Source organism: Clostridium cylindrosporum DSM 605, from assembly GCF_001047375.1.
Classification (GTDB): Bacteria; Bacillota; Clostridia; order Clostridiales; family Caloramatoraceae; genus Clostridium_AB; species Clostridium_AB cylindrosporum.
The window spans coordinates 140,111-161,074 of sequence record NZ_LFVU01000003.1; the positions used below are offsets into that span (position 1 = coordinate 140,111).

General features: G+C 30.1%; 19 protein-coding genes, 5 tRNA genes and 1 riboswitch. Of the genes, 3 read left to right on the forward strand and 21 right to left on the reverse strand.

Annotation, left to right across the window (positions count from 1 at the left end; translation table 11 throughout):
- Positions 1-39: 39 nt before the first annotated feature.
- The 4 genes from CLCY_RS02055 to CLCY_RS02070 form a co-directional block, all read right to left on the reverse strand.
- Complete coding sequence (locus tag CLCY_RS02055; RefSeq protein WP_048569475.1) at positions 40-897, reverse strand: formate/nitrite transporter family protein; 858 nt, start codon at positions 895-897, stop codon at positions 40-42.
- A gap of 53 nt (positions 898-950) precedes the next feature.
- Positions 951-1,054, reverse strand: a riboswitch (purine riboswitch).
- Between the two features lie 200 nt (positions 1,055-1,254).
- On the reverse strand, positions 1,255-1,653 hold the full coding sequence (locus CLCY_RS02060) for a hypothetical protein (protein WP_048569476.1): 399 nt from the start codon (positions 1,651-1,653) through the stop codon (positions 1,255-1,257).
- Positions 1,654-1,664: 11 nt separating this feature from the next.
- Positions 1,665-2,432: a formate dehydrogenase accessory sulfurtransferase FdhD gene (gene fdhD, locus CLCY_RS02065; RefSeq protein WP_048569477.1), complete on the reverse strand. Its 768-nt coding sequence runs from the start codon at positions 2,430-2,432 to the stop codon at positions 1,665-1,667.
- Positions 2,433-2,554: 122 nt separating this feature from the next.
- Positions 2,555-3,448: a formate/nitrite transporter family protein gene (locus tag CLCY_RS02070; protein WP_048569478.1), complete on the reverse strand. Its 894-nt coding sequence runs from the start codon at positions 3,446-3,448 to the stop codon at positions 2,555-2,557.
- Between the two features lie 342 nt (positions 3,449-3,790).
- On the opposite strand from CLCY_RS02070, the gene CLCY_RS02075 reads away from it, so the two are divergent.
- Positions 3,791-5,242 carry an aminoacyl-histidine dipeptidase gene (locus CLCY_RS02075; protein ID WP_048569479.1) on the forward strand — a complete coding sequence of 484 codons (1,452 nt, stop codon included), beginning with the start codon at positions 3,791-3,793 and terminating at the stop codon, positions 5,240-5,242.
- 29 nt (positions 5,243-5,271) lie between these two features.
- Here the strand turns inward: CLCY_RS02075 and CLCY_RS02080 are convergent, their stop codons facing one another.
- From CLCY_RS02080 to CLCY_RS02115, 8 genes are all read right to left on the reverse strand, one after another.
- Positions 5,272-5,769 carry an SEC-C metal-binding domain-containing protein gene (locus tag CLCY_RS02080; RefSeq protein WP_048569480.1) on the reverse strand — a complete coding sequence of 166 codons (498 nt, stop codon included), beginning with the start codon at positions 5,767-5,769 and terminating at the stop codon, positions 5,272-5,274.
- Between the two features lie 110 nt (positions 5,770-5,879).
- The gene (locus CLCY_RS02085) at positions 5,880-6,950 is read right to left on the reverse strand and encodes a C40 family peptidase (protein WP_048569481.1); all 1,071 of its coding nucleotides are present in this window, start codon (positions 6,948-6,950) and stop codon (positions 5,880-5,882) included.
- 94 nt (positions 6,951-7,044) lie between these two features.
- Positions 7,045-8,166 (reverse strand): DegT/DnrJ/EryC1/StrS family aminotransferase, encoded by a 1,122-nt coding sequence (locus CLCY_RS02090; RefSeq protein WP_048569482.1) that lies wholly within the window; start codon positions 8,164-8,166, stop codon positions 7,045-7,047.
- A 237-nt stretch (positions 8,167-8,403) separates the two neighbouring features.
- A complete protein-coding gene (locus CLCY_RS02095; RefSeq protein ID WP_242844926.1) occupies positions 8,404-8,589 on the reverse strand; it encodes an aspartyl-phosphate phosphatase Spo0E family protein in 186 nt (61 codons plus the stop codon).
- 113 nt (positions 8,590-8,702) lie between these two features.
- Positions 8,703-9,482 (reverse strand): hypothetical protein, encoded by a 780-nt coding sequence (locus tag CLCY_RS02100; RefSeq protein WP_048569484.1) that lies wholly within the window; start codon positions 9,480-9,482, stop codon positions 8,703-8,705.
- A 579-nt stretch (positions 9,483-10,061) separates the two neighbouring features.
- Complete coding sequence (locus tag CLCY_RS02105; protein WP_048569485.1) at positions 10,062-10,613, reverse strand: NADH peroxidase; 552 nt, start codon at positions 10,611-10,613, stop codon at positions 10,062-10,064.
- 464 nt (positions 10,614-11,077) lie between these two features.
- Positions 11,078-11,153: transfer RNA gene (locus CLCY_RS02110), tRNA-Lys, on the reverse strand.
- A gap of 4 nt (positions 11,154-11,157) precedes the next feature.
- Positions 11,158-11,232, reverse strand: a tRNA-Gln gene (locus CLCY_RS02115).
- Between the two features lie 350 nt (positions 11,233-11,582).
- Between CLCY_RS02115 and CLCY_RS02120 the strand changes: the two genes are divergently transcribed.
- Positions 11,583-12,431 carry a bifunctional 5,10-methylenetetrahydrofolate dehydrogenase/5,10-methenyltetrahydrofolate cyclohydrolase gene (locus CLCY_RS02120; protein WP_048569486.1) on the forward strand — a complete coding sequence of 283 codons (849 nt, stop codon included), beginning with the start codon at positions 11,583-11,585 and terminating at the stop codon, positions 12,429-12,431.
- A gap of 41 nt (positions 12,432-12,472) precedes the next feature.
- On the opposite strand, the gene CLCY_RS02125 is transcribed toward CLCY_RS02120, so the two are convergent.
- A complete protein-coding gene (locus tag CLCY_RS02125; protein WP_048569487.1) occupies positions 12,473-13,192 on the reverse strand; it encodes an HD domain-containing protein in 720 nt (239 codons plus the stop codon).
- 105 nt (positions 13,193-13,297) lie between these two features.
- Between CLCY_RS02125 and CLCY_RS02130 the strand changes: the two genes are divergently transcribed.
- On the forward strand, positions 13,298-14,116 hold the full coding sequence (locus CLCY_RS02130) for a TIM barrel protein (protein ID WP_048569488.1): 819 nt from the start codon (positions 13,298-13,300) through the stop codon (positions 14,114-14,116).
- Positions 14,117-14,150: 34 nt separating this feature from the next.
- On the opposite strand, the gene CLCY_RS02135 is transcribed toward CLCY_RS02130, so the two are convergent.
- The 8 genes from CLCY_RS02135 to CLCY_RS02170 form a co-directional block, all read right to left on the reverse strand.
- Positions 14,151-16,415, reverse strand: coding sequence for an ATP-dependent Clp protease ATP-binding subunit (locus tag CLCY_RS02135; protein ID WP_048569489.1), 2,265 nt, complete (start codon positions 16,413-16,415; stop codon positions 14,151-14,153).
- 180 nt (positions 16,416-16,595) lie between these two features.
- Positions 16,596-17,270, reverse strand: a complete 675-nt coding sequence (locus CLCY_RS02140; RefSeq protein ID WP_048569490.1) for a uracil-DNA glycosylase — start codon at positions 17,268-17,270, stop codon at positions 16,596-16,598.
- A gap of 18 nt (positions 17,271-17,288) precedes the next feature.
- On the reverse strand, positions 17,289-18,461 hold the full coding sequence (locus CLCY_RS02145) for a class I SAM-dependent rRNA methyltransferase (RefSeq protein WP_048569491.1): 1,173 nt from the start codon (positions 18,459-18,461) through the stop codon (positions 17,289-17,291).
- 80 nt (positions 18,462-18,541) lie between these two features.
- Entirely contained in the window at positions 18,542-19,639 is a 1,098-nt protein-coding gene (locus tag CLCY_RS02150) for an SEC-C metal-binding domain-containing protein (RefSeq protein ID WP_048569492.1), read from the reverse strand.
- 156 nt (positions 19,640-19,795) lie between these two features.
- Positions 19,796-20,503, reverse strand: coding sequence for a 23S rRNA pseudouridine(2604) synthase RluF (gene rluF, locus CLCY_RS02155; protein ID WP_048569493.1), 708 nt, complete (start codon positions 20,501-20,503; stop codon positions 19,796-19,798).
- A gap of 122 nt (positions 20,504-20,625) precedes the next feature.
- A tRNA-Phe gene (locus CLCY_RS02160) sits at positions 20,626-20,701 on the reverse strand.
- 5 nt (positions 20,702-20,706) lie between these two features.
- A tRNA-Ile gene (locus CLCY_RS02165) sits at positions 20,707-20,783 on the reverse strand.
- Positions 20,784-20,786: 3 nt separating this feature from the next.
- Positions 20,787-20,862: transfer RNA gene (locus tag CLCY_RS02170), tRNA-Ala, on the reverse strand.
- Positions 20,863-20,964 lie beyond the last annotated feature (102 nt).

Consider the following 20,964-nt stretch of genomic DNA (forward strand, 5'->3'; position numbering starts at 1 on the left):
TTAATATTAAATATATATTGAAAATAAACTTTATTTTTATTAGTACTTCTCCTTTGTGGAATTATCTTTATCTCTAGGCATTTTTACATAAACAAACCAATATGCTAGCCCTACAAGTAACATACCTCCGATAATATTTCCGATAGTTACAGGTATTATATTTCCGATAGCATTAAAAACACTAACGCTTTCTAATTTATCAGCTGAAAGATGAGATGCTACTATAATTCTAGAATCAATCTTTGCAAGTATTGCAATTGAAAAATAATACATATTTGCAACACTATGCTCGAATCCTGATATTATAAATGTCATAATCGTAACCCAAACTATTAATATCTTGCCTGCTACATCCTTAGCTGCATATGAGCCCCAAACAGCTAAGCACACAAGAAAATTACATAATATCCCGCTTACTAAAGCATTTAAAAAGGATAGGCTTCCCTTATAAGAAGCTACCTTTAAAACATATGCCCCAAGTTTCAAGTCGTTACTTAACAAAAGTCCACTTAAGTAGATTAAAACTGCACTCATAAATGCACCTATAAAATTGCCTACATAAACAGTAACTAAGTTCTTTATAAACTGGAATAGTGTAACTTCTTTTTCCATGTACGCCTGTATTAAGAGAGTGTTTCCTGTAAATAATTCGGCTCCACATATAAGAACCAAAACAAGTCCAACTGGAAATAGTGTACCAGCTACAAACTTCGAAAGTCCATAATTTGAAATCCCATGTGATCCTACAATAGAGACAAAGCATCCAAATGCTATAAAGGCACCAGCAAGTATTGCAAGTATTAATGTTTGATAAAACATTGTTTTTACACCTTTTTTGATACCAATTTTAATAGTTTCCTCACATATTTCAGGAGTTGTTAATATTCCCTTATCCATTTTCCTTTCCCCCTTAAGTACTAATATAAAAAAGCCTAACTACAAGAATAGCACTTTTATTATGCTATTCCTGTAGTTAGGCTTTTTTTACGGTAACCTAGTAGAAACACTCGAACCATATAATCGAGTATATACAAGAATGATCCTAAAATATACAATTAGCTGAATATTTACAAAATTCTTTGACTTGATATCATTCTAACATGCTATTTTCATGTCGTCTATACCTTTTTAATATAAATTTAAGAATTGTAACTAAAAAATATATCTTTATTATTTATCACTTTCTTCAGCAAAACCAAAAATAAAAGCTACTGACTATAGTCAGTAGCTTTTGCTTTATAAAATTCACGCTAATTAAATAATATTTTTTTCAAAGTATTTTATTGCATCTTCAATATTTTCATACCCTTTTCTATTTAAAATCAAACTGATTTTGGTTTTTTCTATACCACGAACAAAAAACTCCTCAGTTAAAACTTCACCATAAATTGGATATAAATTTTCATTATTAACTTCATTTTTAGAAGTAATAGTACTTATTTTACCTAAAGGAACCTCTTTTTCTTGATTTAAATATAAATCTATACTGATAAATTCTAAAAAGTCCCTAGGATTTGAGTAAAAGAATCTATAGGCACTATTAAGATTTTCATCTATATAGTCCTCATAAACCATAAGGTTCTTTCTATCCCTTAGAAAATTCTCAATTTCATTAATGAATTCCCTAAATCTATTTCCAAGCTTTAATTCCAAGCTTATCACCTCTATTTTATTCTGTCAAAACAAGTATAAACGTTAAATCTTTCTCCTCTTACAAATCCAACTGCAGCAATGTTAAGTGATTTAGCAAGATTAAGTGCTAGCTTCGTAGCTGCTGAATGAGAAACAACTAGAGGTATCTTAGCACTTGCTGCTTTAATTATGATGTCTGAAGATAATCTACCTGAAGTTAGAACAATCTTGTCATCCATTTTGATATTATTTTTCAGTGCCATACCTATAACCTTATCAAAGGCATTATGTCTACCAATATCCTCTGCAAATAAAATAACTTCATTCCCATCTGAAAGTCCGCAGCTATGAACACCACCTGTTTCTTGGAAAAGATCTGAATGCTTATTAAAGTTATGCATTAAACCAATAATACTATCTGCATTGAATACCTTATCGCATTCTAGCCTTTCAAGAGAATTTTGATTAATAACGCTAATATGCATACTTCCTTTACAGCATCCTGAGGACATTGCTCTATCCTTAAATTTGTAAGTATGAACCTTCTTATCCATTTCAATGTTTAGTATGTTATCTTCTAACTTTATATTTTTAATTTCACTATAATCCTTTATAACACCTTCACAGTATAAGAAGCCTAGAGCTAATTCTTCCATTTTATCTGGAGTACACATAAGTGATATATAATGACTATTATTTATATATATTCTTAGAGCAGTTTCAACAACTACGCTATCCTCTGCTTCAGTCCAAGAATCAATATAGTATTTTCTGATTTTTTCCTTTGACTTTAAATCCACTTGATACCACTCCTTGCTAACTTGATTTTTTATATAATTTTTTACATATTCATTATATCAATATTTAAGTTATTTGTCTAAAAATATAAAAAGTTGAAAGAAAATTCTTCCAACTCATTATTCTATGCTCTTATCTTATCATTTTCACTTTCACAAACATCTTCTTTAGATTTTTTTATACCATCCTGATTTTTAGGTATTCTTACAAAAACAAACCAATAAGCAAGACCTACAAGTAACATACCGCCTATGATATTTCCTATTGTTACTGGTATAATATTACCTATAGCATTCCAAATATTAACGCTATTTATCTTATCCACTGGAAGATGAGATGAAGCTAAAATTCTAGGGTCTAGCTTTGCAAGTATTCCGATTGAAAAGTAATACATATTTGCAACACTATGTTCAAACCCTGAAGTTATAAATGTCATAATCGTAACCCAAACTATTAATATCTTGCCTGCAACATCCTTAGCTGCATAGGAACCCCAAACAGCTAAACATACAAGAAAATTACACAATATACCACTAGCTAAAGCATTCATAAAAGTAAGACTTCCTTTGTATGCAGCTACCTTTATAACATATGCCCCAAGTTTTACATCATTACCTAATAAAAGTCCACTTAAATATATTAAAACAGCAATCATAAATGCACCAATGAAATTACCTACATATACAGTTACTAAATTTTTTACAAATTGAAATAATGTGATTTCCTTTTCCATATAAGCTTGAATCAAAAGTGTATTTCCTGTAAACAATTCAGCACCACACACTAGAACCAAAACTAAACCAACTGGAAATAATGCACCTGCTACGAATTTCGAAAGTCCATAGTTTGATATACCGTGTGACCCCACCATAGATACAAAACTACCGAAAGCAATAAATGCACCTGCTAGAGTTGCTAATATTAGTGTTTGATAGAACATTGTTTTTACACCTTTTTTGATACCGATTTGAATGGTTTCCTGACATATTTCAGGTGTTGTTAACATCCCCTTTTCCATACTTCTTTCCTCCCTTAAGTTATACCAAAGACTTAAATAAAACTATATATAATCTTGATTTATTAATAATCTATTATATATTTAAAGAATTATGTCAACAGCGTTAATAATGTCACAACTTACCTTATAATTAAAACCATTAAGATATGCGTATTCGATTACTATAAATTAATGTTGAATAAATGTTATTATACGAAATTGAAATTTTCATGTGCAGACATATTATAATATAGCTATATTCATTTTACAAGCTATAAATTATATCTATTCTATAACCAATTTGTAAATATCTTTTTAAAACCATATAATAGAAACATAATTATTAAATTATGAGGTGACTAAATGATATTAGAAAACTTAGAACCAAAAAGTGTATTTAAATATTTTGAGGAAATTTCAAATATTCCGAGAGGATCAAAAAACGAGAAAGCTATTAGTGACTATCTTGTTAGCTTTGCAAAAAAACACTCTTTAGAATTTTTTCAAGATAAACACCTTAATGTCATCATAAAAAAGAATGCCACTAAAGGATATGAAAATTCTAAGGGAGTTATACTTCAAGGTCATATGGATATGGTTTGTGAGAAAAATAATGACACTAGTCATAACTTTTTAATCGACCCTATAAAACCTAGAATAATTGATGATATGATTTATGCAACAAATACTACTCTTGGAGCTGATAATGGTGTTGCTATTGCCTATGCACTTGCAATACTTGAATCAAATGATATTCCTCATCCCCCTTTAGAAGTTCTTATAACAACAGAGGAAGAGGTTGGTATGGGAGGAGCTATGAACCTTGACCCATCGCTTTTAAGTGGTAAATATTTAATTAATATAGATTCAGAAGAAGATGGAAGCCTTCTTGTAAGCTGCTGTGGTGGTGTTAGAACCTGCATAACTATTGATAGCAACAATATATCTCTTAAGGATAACTATAAAGGATTTAGCATATCCATTTCTGGCCTTAAAGGTGGCCATTCAGGAATGGATATAACAAAGCAAAGAGGCAACTCAAATAAACTTATGGGAAGAATATTATCTAAGTTATTAGTTGAGGGAGTAGATTTCTTTATAAAAGATATAAATGGTGGATCTAAAATGAACGCTATTCCTCGTGAATGTAGTTGTAATGTCTTTGTTGAAAAAATGAATATTAATAAATTAAAAGATATAATTACCCAGTTTAATATAGACTTTAAAAATGAACTTCAGTCCATAGATGACAATATAAATGTCTCAATAATTGAAAATTCTTTAGAAGGAGAATCCTTCGATAAAGAAACAACAAATAAAATTGTAAACATAATATCACTTATACCAAATGGCGTTATGTCGATGAGTAACTTTATAGATGGACTTGCTGAAAGTTCAACTAATCTTGGAATAGTTGAAACATCATCTGGTAAAGTTCTATTTGAAAGTGCTATTAGAAGTTCTATTTCATCCTTAAAACAGGATATTTTAAACAAACATATAGTTCTTTCTAATTCATTTGATGCAAAAATAGATATAGATGGTGATTATCCTGAATGGGAGTTTTCTAAGGATTCCTACCTACGCAACGTATTCGTAGATGTGTTTAAGGATATGTTTAATAAAGAACCTATTATAACAGCTATTCATGCTGGACTTGAATGTGGAATTTTAAAAAGTAAGCTACCAGAGCTTGATATAATATCCTTTGGTCCTGACCACTTTGACGTTCATAGTCCTAATGAACATCTAAGCATTCCTTCTACGAAAAGAATGTGGAAATACCTATTAGAAGTGTTAAAAAGATTAAAATAAAAAAAACAGGTGGATATCCACCTGTTTTATTATTTACCACAACATTTTTTATATTTCTTACCGCTACCGCACTTACAAGGATCATTTCTACCAATCTTTTCTTCCTTAACTATTGTTTTTGATTGCTTGTACTCCTTAGCTATAGCTTCTCTTGCTTCAAGTGATAATACTTCTTCCCACTCTTCTAAAGTAAATAGCCAATCTGCCTTAGCGTCTAGCATATTGTAGAATAGCTTTTCGAAGTCTACGTTTAATTCTACTTCTGAAGATTCTTCTAAAGAATCTAGGTTTATTTCGTTTTTAAGACTTGTTTCAATTCCTGATACAAATCCTGCAAAAGTTACTGAGTCCATATTGAACTTTTCAGCTAGGTCCTTTACAGTCCCCTTAACTACTTCGTCCTTATTCTTTAGAATGTATATGTATACATCTCTTTCTTTTTCTAAATATTCTTTCCAAAAGCTTTCTGATTCTTGTTGAGTTCTATCAACCTCTACTAATTCTTCCCATTGTTTAAAAAGGCTCATCTTATTAGCTCCTTATCTATAAAAATTTTATTAAAAATCAATAAACATGTACTATAAGATGATATTATAAAACTTATTATTTTTCAAGTACTTAACATAAATAATAATGATTATTTATTAAATATTTCAAATGAATAGCTCTTTTCCTTTAAATTATTGCCTTTTAATTCTACTTTTATATATACTTTCCCCTTTAAATCTATTTCATATTTTCCTTTTTTATCAATAGTGAAACTTTTCTCATTATTATATATAGTAATTTTTTGAGATATTTGTAAACTAGAAACATTTATAAATTTATTATCTATATTGTTCATATTGTAATAATCTATATCTTCTAAGTAATCTATGCTTCCTGTAATTTCCTGATTGTTCTCAATAATTTTAGCATTTCTTTCATTGTTATTAAATTCGTAGCTATCAAACTTATTATTTATGTCGTTACCTCTTATTCCTTTATATCTCATTATACTGTAATTTCTTTCGTTTAAATCTTTCTTAAATTCCTTCATTGTCTTGTAATTTACAACTGTTTTATCCTTATATTTTTTCAAACCGTTGCTTGTGGATTCAAGTATAATTATACCCTTTTCGTCCTTAGTAGTTCCAAGATATATGTACACATGTCTTCCCTTCGAGTTTATAATATCCATTGGTTTTATCTTCTTAAGTGATATATTACCAAAATACTTATCCATTGTTGATGTTGATATTCTCTCTTTAATATTGAAAGCTGAGGCTACGAAACCTGAACAATCAACTCCTGCACTTCCTTTAACGTAACCATTTTTTGTGTTAATATTGCCTGGATAATAGTTTTTATTTAAAGCGTCTTGGAAACTCCCTATACCCTCTACATTTGAATGATCAAGTGAAAATTGACCACCATAACAATATGGTATTCCTATAAACTTACCACTCTCATTTAAATAGTATGGAGGTGTAACACCTTCTATTGCATCTATCTTCTTATATTCCCATGTATAATTTATCATACTAATTGCTCTATCAAATACTTCTTGACGTGTTATTGTCTTTACTTTTAAAGATGTAGGATTCAAAAAATTTAATGTAACTGTAATAATTAATGCTAGTAAATATAATCCTATGAGTATACCTACATAAAGTAATATTAAGTTTATAACTCCCTTTTTTCTTCTTACTCTCTTGTATCCTCTCATCTATTCACCTCCATATAGCTATACATAATATCTTATGAATAACTAATAAAGGTTTATTACAAAAAGGACTAGCAAATTTGCCAGTCCCTCTAATCTATTTAGCATAGAATTCTTTAATTACATTACATACATATTCTACTTCTTCACGTGTTAACTCTGGATACATAGGTAGCGCCAAAATTTCCTTAGATATCTTCTCTGCTACCGGGAAATCACCTTCCTTATGACCAAGGTATTTAAAGCATTCTTGAAGATGAAGTGGTTTTGGATAGTATATACTAAATCCTATTTCCTTTTCCTTTAAGTACTCAGCTAATTCATCTCTTTTTTCAGCTAATATATTGAATACATAGAACACATGTTTTTGATTTCCTAATATCTTAGGTATTCTAACTTCTTTAATGTCTTTTAGTCCATCAATATACCATGATCCAATCTCTTCTCTTTTTTCTATAGAGTCGTTTATGTATTTCATCTTAACTGAAAGAACAGCAGCTTGTATACTATCAAGTCTTGAATTATATCCTATATACTCATGGTGATATTTTTTAGAAGCACCATGTACTCTATAAATCTTTGCCATTTCATATAGCTTTTCATCATTAGTAACAATCATTCCTCCATCTCCATATCCCCCTAAGGTCTTAGTAGGGAAAAATGAGAATATCCCAAAATCTCCAATTGTTCCAGCATGTCTATATTCATCAGAATTACCCCTCCATCTCATTCCAAATGCTTCAGCTGCATCTTCTAGAACCCTTAGATTATGACTTTTCGCTATGTCCATAATCTTATCCATATCAGCCATTTGTAAAAATAAATGTACTGGTAATATACCCTTTGTCTTATCTGTTATATTTTCTTCTATTTTGTTTACATCTATATTAAAAGTTTCCTCATCAATATCAACAAATACTGGCTTAGCCCCAGTTCTAGCTATACATGAAGCGGATGCGAAAAATGTAAATGGAGATGTTATAACCTCTGTACCTTCATTAAAGCCTAGAATATCTGATGCAAGAACTAGTGCATCTGTTCCTGATGCTACTCCAATAGCATACTTAGCACCAGTAAACTCTTTTATTTCATCCTCAAGCTTTACTACTTCTGGTCCTAGCGTAGAAATACCTTTCTCAACAACTGAAATTATAGCTTTATTAAATTCTTCTTTCTTTTCATCGTACTCTCTTTTAGAAGTATAAAAGTTAACCTTCATAAATAATTCTCCTTAATATCTTTTATATGGTAATATATATTATATCAAATTATCATTTCTATATAAATACTGTCTCAAGTAAATGTCTATAGTATATTATCAATTATGATAATATCACTTATAACTAAAAATATGATTTTACAACATTGTTAGTTTAATTATATTACTATTTCACCACCTCAAAACGTACGTTCTTTGTCATTTATAGGCATAAAAAAAGAGCCTTCAATAGCTCTATCATTGATTTAACTTTTCTTCTAAAACTTTGTTATATTGATTTAATGCTGCATTTAAAACCTTACTTAAATTTACTATCTCTTCATCAACCAAATCACCTTGTTTTTTGTCAATTAGATACAATAGTTTTTTCCTTAAGATCTCAACATCTTTTAGTAAATCCTCTACTTCTGACAAAACAAACACCTCCTAAAAGTATCTTTACCATTATGAGATTATTATATTTGTCATTTAAATTAATTCTATAGAGAACCAATATCAATGCTAGATTGTACTCTAATATTGTAAATACCAAGTTTTTACCACTTCCACTTTTTGTTATACTCTTTTAATTCATGTTTATATTTTTGATAATAATTAATACAAGATCTTATTCCATCTCCATTAAGCAAATATTCAGATGGTATTAAGAAACCTATTATTTCTTCAAAATATTCTACAAACATATTATCCAAATCTATCAATTGATTTTTTAATTTATCAGGATCTATGCTTTCTCTAGAAATAAGTGGCATTTCCATTCCAAAAAGACCTACACTAGCCTTGTTTTCATTCATACCTAAACCTGGAAAATGTACAGTTCCTCTATGTTTTATAAAGTTATATAGTTTCCTAATTTCTTGTGTATTATTATTTTCAAAAAAGTTTTCTAAATAAAATTTTCTTAACTTGAATTCATTGGCCAAAGTCAACCTTAATCTAAGCTTTTGATAATCGCATTCTTTTATAGTGCTTTCATATAGTTCATTAGTTGGCATCATGTCTTTTATCATAGGACTGTAATATAACCACATTACTTGCCAACTATAGTCTATCGCAAAATTATAATAAATTAAAGCATTCTGTATTAATAAAGTATTTACAAATAACTTACTTATTTCATCACTCGCAAAATTCCCATAATCATCATTATCCATATAATGCAGATTAGCTCTTGCAATACAAATTGTATGATATACATCTACAATTTTAATAGCAGTAAATAGTATATTAGTTGTATAGAGACCATATTTATCCTCATAAGGTGTGTACTTTAATAAATAATGTATATCTTTTACCTTATCATATATAGTATTCATATATATCACTCCATCACAAAATTATTCATATACCATAAAATACCACATATTTAATTTAAAATCCAATTTCCATTATTAAAATAATACTTTTCTAACCCTATCTTTATACTCAACAATCTTAATATATTCACCCTTGAAAACCGCTCCTTCTAAACTTTCTGTACTACTGGCTGTTACTCCATTAGCTACCAAATTATTTCATAATTTATTTTTAATACCTTGTACTTTATCTGATTGTTGTTTGAATGTATGTGTAGCCAATAGTGGACTTCCAACAACGCTAGCTACCAGGATTTCCCATTATTCGCATTTGTAAAAAGTTCATTTATCGTACCTGTAACCTCTTTAGCAGTTGTTAGTTTAATGTTATCTGTATTAGGTGCTTTAGTTCCTACTGTAGTTGTTAGGTTCGTAATTTCAGCCTTTTGTGATATATCTTCATAAAGTAAAGTCCATGATTAAATATTTTATTTACTTATATATAAGAAAAATAAAAAAGGATGATTAACTAAATAATCATCCTTTTTGCCTCCGGTTATAATCCGGTTGTGCTATATAAAGGGTTTCAGGCCCTATTAATTACTTATCTCCGAAGTATCTGTCAAGCATTCCCTTGAAAGCTGAACCATGACGAGCTTCGTCCTTACACATTTCGTGTACTGTATCATGGATAGCATCGTAGTTAAGTTCCTTAGCTCTTGTAGCTAGGTCCTTCTTACCTTGGCATGCTCCGTGCTCAGCGTCTACTCTTAGTTGAAGATTCTTCTTAGTGCTTGTAGTTACAACTTCTCCTAGAAGTTCTGCAAACTTAGCAGCATGTTCCGCTTCTTCCCAAGCTATTCTCTTGTAAGCTTCAGCTATTTCTGGGAATCCTTCTCTATCTGCTTGACGGCTCATAGCAAGATACATACCAACTTCTGTACATTCTCCCATGAAGTTTGCCTTTAGTCCTTCTAGAACTTCAGCATCGATTCCTTCTGCTATTCCTATTTTATGTTCATCAGCGTAAACAAGTTGTCCTTCTGCCTTAACTTGGAATTTATCTGCTCCTGCTTTACATAGTGGGCAAGCTTCAGGTGCTGAATCTCCTTCATGAACATATCCACAAACTAAACATACAAATTTTTTCATTATTTAAGTCCCCCCTAAAGTTTTTGTTTTCTTATTCTTTATGTTTATAATATATCATAAACTTTATTTATTTGCAATAATTATTTATTAATAATTATTATTTTTACAAAATTAATTTATACATACTTAAAAGATATCTTATTAATATAGCATTATAAACCTAATTATAATATATATAATTTAATTATTATTTTTTATATATAAAAAGTTTTATTAAGATTTACTTTGTAGAATTAATTAGCTTAATGAATTTTATAGATATGAATTATTGAGTGTATTTAAAAGATACTCACTCTTATGTCTTATACATATTAATACCAAAACTTGTTTAGGCTATTGTATACCAATTATATTATCATAAATTTTATGCTTTTTATATGGGTATAATATCTATTCAACCTTACGTAAATTAGTATGCTTCATAATAGTGAATATAAAAAAAGCCAAGGATAATCCTTGACTTCTGGTGAGCCACCAGGGAATCGAACCCTGGACACCATGATTAAAAGTCATGTGCTCTACCGACTGAGCTAGTGGCTCATATTGGCTGGGCTAGTAGGATTCGAACCTACGCGTGCGGGAGTCAAAGTCCCGTGCCTTACCGCTTGGCGATAACCCAACTGTTTGTCTTTGCGATTACTCGCTCAGCTCACAATAATTATTATATATACTTCGCTATATAATGTCAACATATTTTAGAAACTTTTTTTATATTTTTTTCATAAATTACTATTGCATCTATAAAAAATACAAATATATACTTAATTTAATATTATATACATATTTATATTATAGATTAATTTTATTTGTAAAAGTAAAATTAACAATACAACTGCTAATTTAACTTAAAATGTATATAATAATAAATATATGCCATAAAGTTGTTAATAATAAAATTTATAGCTTTATTTCAAGAATAGTAAAATTGTAGTATTAACAATAATCAAATTAAAATCAAGGAGGTCTATAATGAGTATTATTGACTGTAAAGAATTATCACGAAAAATAAGATTGTCCCTTATAGACAAAATACAGAAAATAAATGATCAATATGGTGAAGTTCCTCATCTTGAAATTGTGCAAGTAGGAGATCATCCTTCCTCTGTTTCCTATGTTAAAAGTATTGTGAAAACCTGTGATGAACTTTCTGTAAACCTACACATTAGTAAGTTTGAAAGTGATATAACAGAGAAAGAGCTTATTTCTGAGCTAGATAAATTAAATAAAGAAGATAGTATCCACGGAATCATTATACAATTCCCACTACCTAATGAATTTGACCAAAATAAAATAGCTAATTCAATTTCTCCTTTAAAGGATGTTGATTGTGTACATTCCGAAAACCTTGGTAAGCTCTTTATGGGAGAACCGAGTGTTGTTCCCTGTACCCCTAAAGGTATAATTCGTGCTCTTAAAGATAGTAACGTTGACTTTTGTGGTAAAGAAGTTGTTGTTGTAGGTTCAGGTAGGACTGTTGGTAAACCTGTATCCCAACTTCTATTAATAGAAAATGCCACAGTTACATTATGCCATCTTCATACAAAAAGTGTTAAGAAGCATACACTAGAAGCTGATATAATAATAGCTGCTGCTGGTAAGGCAGGTCTTATTTCAGAGGACATGGTTAAAGATGGTGTAATCATAGCTGATGCTGGTATAAACGTAATTGATGGAAAAGTATGTGGAGACGTAGATTTTGATAATGTTTCTAAGAAAGCTTCTCTAATTACTCCTGTTCCAGGTGGCGTTGGTGCAATGACGAATTCTATGCTTATAGAAAACTTAATTGAATTATTTGAAAAGATAAAACTTAAATAGCGACTAAGGCTGCTTAGAAGCACTATAACTTCTAAGTAGCCTTAGTTTATGTTTTTTTGTATTTTGTATAAGCATACAAGAGGCTTTACATTAACATATTCTGGGTTTTTAGACAAGTCATCTGCTATTTGTAGCTCTAAAAGATCTATAACATTGTCCTTTCCTACAAGATTTGTTAACTTTATTAAATTCTCCTTACTAGCTACTTTACACTTTTTCATATGATTCTTTACCAAGAGGTATACCTTATCTATAACATCTTCACTATATCCAAAGCCCTTAAGAATATCCCTAGCCATACTTGCAGATAATGCATCATGATTCGGAAAATGACCATTCCCTTTAGAATCCATAGTAAAGCATATAGGCTTTGCTATATCATGTAGAATTCCACAAAGTCTTAAAGTGATATCTCTAGGTACAATTGATGTAACCGAAATTATATGTTCAAAAACATCTTTGTTATGATACTTGCTACGTTGATTAAATCCATAGCACCTAGAAAGTCCTGGTATTAACTTTTCTAAAACCCTAAATTCCTGCAATAACCTTAGAATATGGTCAACGCTATGACTTAATAATATTAGTTCAAATTCTGCCTTTATATATATATAATCTTTTTCATTAAAGTTAAAACTTTTCTTTATTATATCTATAACTCCTTGATTTACACTTCTTTGGTTTTCAGCGGAAAATCTTATTATTCTAAGTGCTTCCGTTAATGTAAGTTTGTTTTTAATCCTTAGCTTTAATTTTCTCATGATATCCTCCTCTATTTATCTACATATTATATTGTAACCATTATAGAAGTAAAAATGAATATTTGATAGAATATATGTAAATTAAATATAAAAGGAGATTATTATATGGACAAATTATTATTTGGTATATCAGGACTTCCACTTGGAGATGAAAATACAAAATTTAATTATAAGTCAGGTATAGAACACCTTAATAAAATAGGCCTTGAGGCAATGGAACTTCCCTTTGTTAGAAGTGTAAATGTAACTGATAAGAATAAAGATGGCATTTTAACAGAAAAATTATCTAAAGACTTTTATTTGTCAGCCCATGGTTCATACTACATAAACCTTAATGCAGACGAAAAAGAAAAGCAGGATAAGTCAATTGAGCGTATAGTAAATGGTGCTAATGCACTTAAAAAAGTAGAAGGAAGAAGCCTTGTATTCCATCCTGGATTTTATCTTAAAGACTCAAAGGAAGAAACATTTGAAACAATTTTAAATAATCTATCTCTTTTACCTGATATTGGTGTAGATTATAGACTTGAAACTACTGGGAAACCAACACAATTTGGTGATTTAACTGAACTTGTTGCAATATGTAAAGAAATAAAGACTTGTAAATTATGTATAGACTTTTCACATCTTCATGCACGTGAAAATGGTGGACTTAAGGGATATAAAGATTTTTATAATGTTTTATCATACATCGAAAAAGAACTATCGAGAGATGCTATTGAAGATATGCATATACATATGTCTGGTATAAATTATGGACCTAAGGGAGAAAAAAATCATCTTCCATTCCTCGAAAGTGATTTTAATTTTAAAGATTGTATAAAGGCTCTAAAGGATTTTAACGCTAAGGGGTGTATAATTTGTGAAAGTCCTATTTTAGAAAATGATGCCCTTCTACTTAAAGAAACATATGAATCATTATAAACCAAAGGCTGTAGATACATCTACAGCCTTTTAACTATCTTATAACAACTTCTTCATCAACTAAATCAACTGTTATATTTGAATTTTCTTTAATATTACCCTTTAGATATTCCTCTGCAACCTTATCTTCAATATGTCTTTGTATAGCACGTCTTAAAGGTCTTGCACCGTATTTGGCATCATAGCCTACCTTTAGGATGTAATCCTTCAAGTCTTCAGTAATACTAATATTTATATCCTTATCCTTAGCATCATTTATTACTTCATCAAGCATAATATTTACTATTTGCTTTAATTCTTCCTTAGACAATGAGTTAAATATAATAACCTCATCCACTCTATTTAAAAACTCAGGTCTAAAATGTTCCTTTAAAGCATCATTTACACTTTGTTCTAATCTATCAAATTCACTTTGAGAGAATCCTATACCAGAGCTTCTAAAGTTAGTTCCTGCATTAGATGTCATTATAATAACTGTATTTTCAAATGAAACAGTTTTGCCTTGATTATCAGTTAATCTTCCATCCTCAAGTATTTGAAGTAACATATTAAATACATCTGGATGTGCCTTCTCCATTTCATCTAAAAGAATAACAGAATAGGGCTTTCTTCTAACTTTTTCAGTTAATTGACCACCTTCATCATAGCCTACATATCCTGGAGGTGCACCTATTAACTTAGACACTGTATGTTTTTCCATATACTCAGACATGTCAATTCTAATTAAAGCTTCTTCACTATTGAAAAGTTCAAGTGCAAGTGTTCTTACAAGTTCAGTTTTACCAACACCTGTAGGTCCAACAAAAATAAATGATGTAGGCTTTTTCTTCTTCTTAAATCCAGACCTATTTCGTCTTATAGCCCTTGATAAAGATTCAATTGCTTTTGTTTGTCCTATGACTCTATTTTTAATTCTATTTTCAAGATTTAGAAGCCTTTCTGCTTCGCCCTCTGTAATTCTTTGAACAGGTATTTTAGTCCACTCTTCTACTACAGCCGCTACATCTTCTATTGTAAGTGTAATTTCTTTTATCTCGTCCTTTAATGACTTAATTTTATCTTTTAGCTTTATTTCTTCCATCTTATAGTTTGCTAAGTTTTCATAGTCTTGATTTTCTCTAGCAACTTCCATTAGATTCATGGTTTCATGAAGCTTATCAGTTACACTAGCTAATTGAGTAATTTGGTTAGATTTAAGGTTTACCTTAGATGCAGCTTCATCTATAACGTCAATAGCCTTATCAGGTAAAAATCTATCTCTAATATATCTTTCTGATAATAAAACAGCTTCTTTTACAACGTCATCTGAAATATTAACTTTATGATAATTTTCATAATAATTCTTTATTCCACGAACTATGTCTACAGTTTCTTCAATAGTAGGTTCCTCAACTAAAACTGGCTGAAATCTTCTTTCAAGTGCAGAATCTTTCTCTATGTTTTTTCTGTATTCATCAAGTGTAGTTGTTCCTATAATTTGAATTTCACCACGTGCTAATGCAGGCTTTAAGATATTAGCTGCATTCATTGCACCACCTTGAACTTCTCCTGCACCCATTATATTATGAATTTCATCTATTACCACGACTATCTCTCTATTGCTGTTTTTAACCTCATCAATAATTGACTTCATTCTTCCTTCAAACTGTCCTCTAAATTGAGTTCCAGCAACAACAGCAGTTAAATCTAAAAGATATACTTTGATGTTTCTAAGCTTTTCTGGCACATCACCTTTGCTAACTCTTAAAGCAAGGCCCTCTGCAATAGCTGTTTTACCAACCCCAGGTTCACCAATAAGAACTGGGTTGTTTTTACTTCTTCTATTTAAAATTTGTACTACCCTTTGGATCTCCCTACTTCTTCCAATTACTTCGTCTATTTTACCTTCCTTAGCTAGGTTAGTTAAGTTTACACCATAGGTATCTAAATTTTTAGTCTTTTTATCTTTTTTCCTATCCTTCTTAGTGCTCTTTTTACTATTATTCTCTTCTTTAACTGTTTCCTCAGATGGTTCTTCTAAGTCACCTTCATTAGATGATGACCCTAAAAGTGATGAGAAAAAATTACTATCTGTAAGTTCATCAAGATTTAAATCCTTAAAAATAGTGTCCATTTGTTGATTTATATTAGTTAATTCTTCCTCTGTTATTCCACTTTGTTGCATTATTTGATCAATAACAGGTATACCTGAGTCCTTTGCACACTCTACGCACATACCTACTACTTTATTTTCACCATTTTCAAACTTAGTAGTAAATATTACAGCTAAGTTCTTATTACATACTGAACATAATTTCAAATTGTATCAACTCCTTACAGTCAATAAACTCCATCTTTAAACTGTCTTATATACATAATATCCTTTAATTCTTATATAACTTTTAGGGATACCTATTTACACTAATATAGCTTAAAGTTATATATTAAAAAACATTATATCATTAAGAGGTTTTTATTTCTATATAATAGTTTTCATAGTCTAAACATTCTCTATTTGCCAGTCAATTCCTTCTTTACCTATAGAATTCAAGAAATTATTAACCTTAGAAAATGGTTTACTTCCAAAGAAGCCTCTGTTAGCTGAAAAGGGACTAGGATGAGGTGATTTAATTATTAAATGACTTTTATTTGTTATTAATGATTCTTTCTCCTGTGCATGTTTACCCCAAAGAATAAAAATAACAGGATCAGTTTTCATATTTATTGTCTCAATAATCTTATCGGTAAATATTTCCCAACCTATTCCCTTATGGGAGTTTGGTTTACCCGCTTCAACTGTTAATACGGTATTAAGCATCATTACCCCTTGATCTGCCCACTTCTTTAGGTATCCATTATTAGGAATATAACATCCAATATCATTATGGAGTTCTTTATAAATATTTTGTAGAGAAGGAGGTACCTTAACACTAGTATTTACAGAAAAGCTAAGTCCATGTGCCTGGGAAGGTCCATGATAGGGGTCCTGACCTAGTATTACCACCTTTGTGTCACTGTATGATGTAAAGTGAATTGCATTGAAAATATCATACTTATTCGGATATATAGTCTTTGTACTATATTCTTTAACAAGAAAATTCCTAAGCTGTTGATAATAATCCTTATTATACTCTTCAGCTAAATAGACTTCCCAATCATTTTTAAATTCTATCATCTTAACACCTACTTACCTTTATAAAACGTTTAAAATGAAAAACTTTAAATATAAAGATTCTTCATAATTCCAAAGATATGGATGATCCTTAGCTTGAGTTTTTACCTCTACTTCTCTGATAGTCTTTCTAGCATCCCTTGCAGATTCAAGAAGCATTTCCCTAAATAGTTCCTTAGACATATAGTGTGAACATGATGCTGTTACTAAGAATCCACCTGGTTTAACTAGCTTCATTCCTCTTAAGTTAATTTCCTTATATCCTTTATATGCACTTTTTATTTTCTTTGCAGACTTTGTAAACGCTGGAGGATCAAGTATAACTACATCGAATTGTTTTCCCTCTTCCTGATATTCTCTTAGTAAATCAAAGACATTAGCACATACAAAATCTATTTTATCTGTTAACCCATTAAGTTTTGCATTTTCCTTTGCTGTTTCAATTGCATGTTCAGATATATCAACAGCAGTAACCTTTTTTGCGCCAAAGTATGCTGCATGCATAGCAAATGGCCCTGTATGAGAAAAGCAATCTAAAACTTCCCCATCCTTAACTATATCTTTTATAGCAAGTCTATTCTCTCTTTGGTCTAAAAAGTACCCTGTTTTTTGTCCATTTTCAATATCGACATGCATTTTTATTCCATTTTCACTTATTATAGTGTGTGGTTCAAAGTCTCCATATATAATTCCCTTAGATTGCTCTAGCCCTTCAAGTTCTCTAACATTATTATCATTTCTCTCAAATATACCCTTAGGTTCGATTACTTCTTTCAAAATGTCTACTATAATATCTTTATATTGATCAATACCATATGTTAATGTTTGAATAGATAAATAGTCATTAAATTTATCTACTATAATACCTGGCATCTCATCAGCTTCACCATATATAACTCTACAACTTGAAGTATCTACTACTTTTTTTCTATATTCCCAAGCTCTTTTTATTCTTCTTTCAAAAAATTCTCTATTTATTTCTTCCTTAGGGTTTCTTGTCATTATTCTAACTCTAATTGTTGAGTTATCATTTATATATCCTCTTCCTATGAACTTTCCCTTTGGATTTAGAACATCCACAATATCTCCATTTGAATATTCACCTTCTATTTTATCTATTTCATTATCATAAACCCATGGATGTCCCTTTTCTACTCTTTTTCTTATATTTGATTTTAAAGTAATTTTCGTCATGTAACTCTCCTTCATATTCTTAAGTATATTCAATAATTATATCATAAAAAATAACCTAAGCATAAGCCTAGGTTATTTGATTAGCGACCTTCACAGCATTTCTTATATTTTTTCCCACTACCACAAAAACATTCATCATTTCTTCCTAATGCTTTTAAAATATCTGACTTAGCATTTCCCTTCAACGTCCAAAGAGGGTTATTTTGTGCTAAGGCATCAATATGATTAATCACTGTTTTTTCATCAAGTATATCTATTTCTAGAGAAGTATTTAAAAAGTTTACTACTTCCTGGTTCGTATATCCATTATTTATTTTAAATACACATTCACTAACTAAAGCTTCAGCATCAAGTGGCAGCATCTTATGGTTATTAACTAAAAACTCATAAAATGCATAGTTAGAATCATTATAGTTAAATGCATCTTCCATTCCAAATGTATAAATAATCTTAATATCTAAATTTAGATACTCAAGTGGAGATTTTTTATGTGCATCAACAATTGTCTTTGGATCTTCTACTTTATAATAATAATATATATTATCCACAGACTTTATAAGCTTTCCATTTTTGCAAACTATATCAACTATTCTACTAAACTCTTCAAATGATTTTTCCTCTTCAAGTAACTTTATTAACATGTTATATAGTTCTTCTTTTTCAAGTGCACCATAAAAATACAAAAGTCCTGAAACTGCTCTTAACCATTTTTGTCTGTTACTTATAGAATCTGAAACATTTTTGTCTTCTATAGAAGTTTTTATGTCTCCGAAAATATCACGAGGGATTGAGGCAAATAACATATCATTAATTTTACCAGTATAAACTATTCCCCAATTTCTAAGACTTACAATCATCTCTAATTGATTTTTATCTTCTAAATTAATCAGTGTTATTCCATTTTTCGGAATCATAATAAGAAGCATGTAATATTCTTTTTCTGTTATATTATGTAATATATCAGGTATACTCTCTTTTATTACCTCATTAAGTCTTTCTATTAATTGAGGTTTTGTAAAAGAACTTGTCCCCTTAACCCCTAAAGTTTTTCTTATAGAAATTAGCTCGTCCTTTGTCATGTTATTAAGAAAATCTTTTAGATTGTAATCTTCTCTTATTGGAGATAACAGCTTTGATTTAATCTTTTGAAGTTCTATTTCCATTATATCCTTTTCCATATAATCACCTACATTTTATAGTATTTTAAACAACACAAAATAAATAGAGCCCAGTATACAGCTAAGTTCTAAGCCCCATATTATTGAATATTTTTACAACAAATTATATTCTAATTCATAAAAATTTTACCCTATATAACTTATAGAGTCAAGTTTTTAAGGAATCTCTACATTATAATCAATATCTTTGAATAGCCTTGTTAACTCAGTCTTTGTTAAATCTCTCCACTTACCCTTTTTGAGATCTCCCAAAAGTATATTCATTATTCTTATTCTCTTTAATTTCTTAACCTCGTAACCAAATGCTGCTGACATTTTTCTAATCTGCCTATTTCTTCCTTCTGTTAATATAATTCTAAAAGTATAGTCTGAAATCCTCTCTACTTTACACTTTTTTGTTAATTTCCCCTCTATATTAACTCCATTTCCCATATTAGAAATAAATTTATCCGTTACTAATTTATTTACTGTTACTATGTATTCCTTTTCATGGTTATTTTCTGACCTTAAAACCTTATTTACTATATCTCCATCATTAGTTAATATTATAAGCCCCTCTGAATCCTTATCTAGTCTTCCAATTGGAAATATTCTCTCTTTATGCCCTACAAAATCTACTATATTCTCTTTTATGTGAAGTTCTGTAGTGCAGGTTATGCCAACAGGTTTATTTAGTACAATATACACTCTTTTTGATTTTACTTTTAAGGGCTTTCCGTCTACTAAAACCTTATCATTATATTCTACACTATCACCTAGAGCTGCTCTTTTTCCATTTATGGTTACTTTTCCACTTTGTATTAGTTTATCCGCTTCTCTTCTTGAACATATTCCAGTGTCACTTATATATTTATTTATCCTCAAAATATAGTCTCCTCCATAAATTAAGTTAGATAATACGCTTAATATTAATTATAAACATAATAGTATTCTTTGAAAAGAACATCTCATAAAAAATAAAAACCTAGTACTTACATACTAGGTTTTGGTGGCCAAAGCCGGAATCGAACCAGCGACACGGGGATTTTCAGTCCCCTGCTCTACCGACTGAGCTATTTGGCCTTATATGGTGGGCCTTCAGGGGCTCGAACCCCGGACCTACCGGTTATGAGCCGGTTGCTCTAACCAACTGAGCTAAAGACCCATGTGGTGGAGATAAGCAGATTCGAACTGCTGACCCCCTGCTTGCAAGGCAGGTGCTCTCCCAACTGAGCTATACCCCCAAATATCTTAGTTCCAGAGATGATTCTCTGAAAACTGCACAGCATTCTTTTGAACTTAATCAAGATTAAGCCCTCGATCTATTAGTATCAGTCAGCTACACA

What these genes read in the sequence shown, in the direction of transcription:
- CLCY_RS02055 (WP_048569475.1), bottom strand. Translation starts at nt 897, where the DNA reads ATGGATAAGGGAATATTAACAACTCCTGAAATATGTGAGGAAACTATT.
- CLCY_RS02070 (WP_048569478.1), bottom strand. Translation starts at nt 3,448, where the DNA reads ATGGAAAAGGGGATGTTAACAACACCTGAAATATGTCAGGAAACCATT.
- CLCY_RS02075 (WP_048569479.1), top strand. Translation starts at nt 3,791, where the DNA reads ATGATATTAGAAAACTTAGAACCAAAAAGTGTATTTAAATATTTTGAG.
- CLCY_RS02080 (WP_048569480.1), bottom strand. Translation starts at nt 5,769, where the DNA reads ATGAGCCTTTTTAAACAATGGGAAGAATTAGTAGAGGTTGATAGAACT.
- CLCY_RS02085 (WP_048569481.1), bottom strand. Translation starts at nt 6,950, where the DNA reads ATGAGAGGATACAAGAGAGTAAGAAGAAAAAAGGGAGTTATAAACTTA.
- CLCY_RS02090 (WP_048569482.1), bottom strand. Translation starts at nt 8,166, where the DNA reads ATGAAGGTTAACTTTTATACTTCTAAAAGAGAGTACGATGAAAAGAAA.
- CLCY_RS02100 (WP_048569484.1), bottom strand. Translation starts at nt 9,482, where the DNA reads ATGAATACTATATATGATAAGGTAAAAGATATACATTATTTATTAAAG.
- CLCY_RS02105 (WP_048569485.1), bottom strand. Translation starts at nt 10,613, where the DNA reads ATGAAAAAATTTGTATGTTTAGTTTGTGGATATGTTCATGAAGGAGAT.
- CLCY_RS02120 (WP_048569486.1), top strand. Translation starts at nt 11,583, where the DNA reads ATGAGTATTATTGACTGTAAAGAATTATCACGAAAAATAAGATTGTCC.
- CLCY_RS02125 (WP_048569487.1), bottom strand. Translation starts at nt 13,192, where the DNA reads ATGAGAAAATTAAAGCTAAGGATTAAAAACAAACTTACATTAACGGAA.
- CLCY_RS02130 (WP_048569488.1), top strand. Translation starts at nt 13,298, where the DNA reads ATGGACAAATTATTATTTGGTATATCAGGACTTCCACTTGGAGATGAA.
- CLCY_RS02140 (WP_048569490.1), bottom strand. Translation starts at nt 17,270, where the DNA reads ATGATAGAATTTAAAAATGATTGGGAAGTCTATTTAGCTGAAGAGTAT.
- CLCY_RS02145 (WP_048569491.1), bottom strand. Translation starts at nt 18,461, where the DNA reads ATGACGAAAATTACTTTAAAATCAAATATAAGAAAAAGAGTAGAAAAG.
- CLCY_RS02150 (WP_048569492.1), bottom strand. Translation starts at nt 19,639, where the DNA reads ATGGAAAAGGATATAATGGAAATAGAACTTCAAAAGATTAAATCAAAG.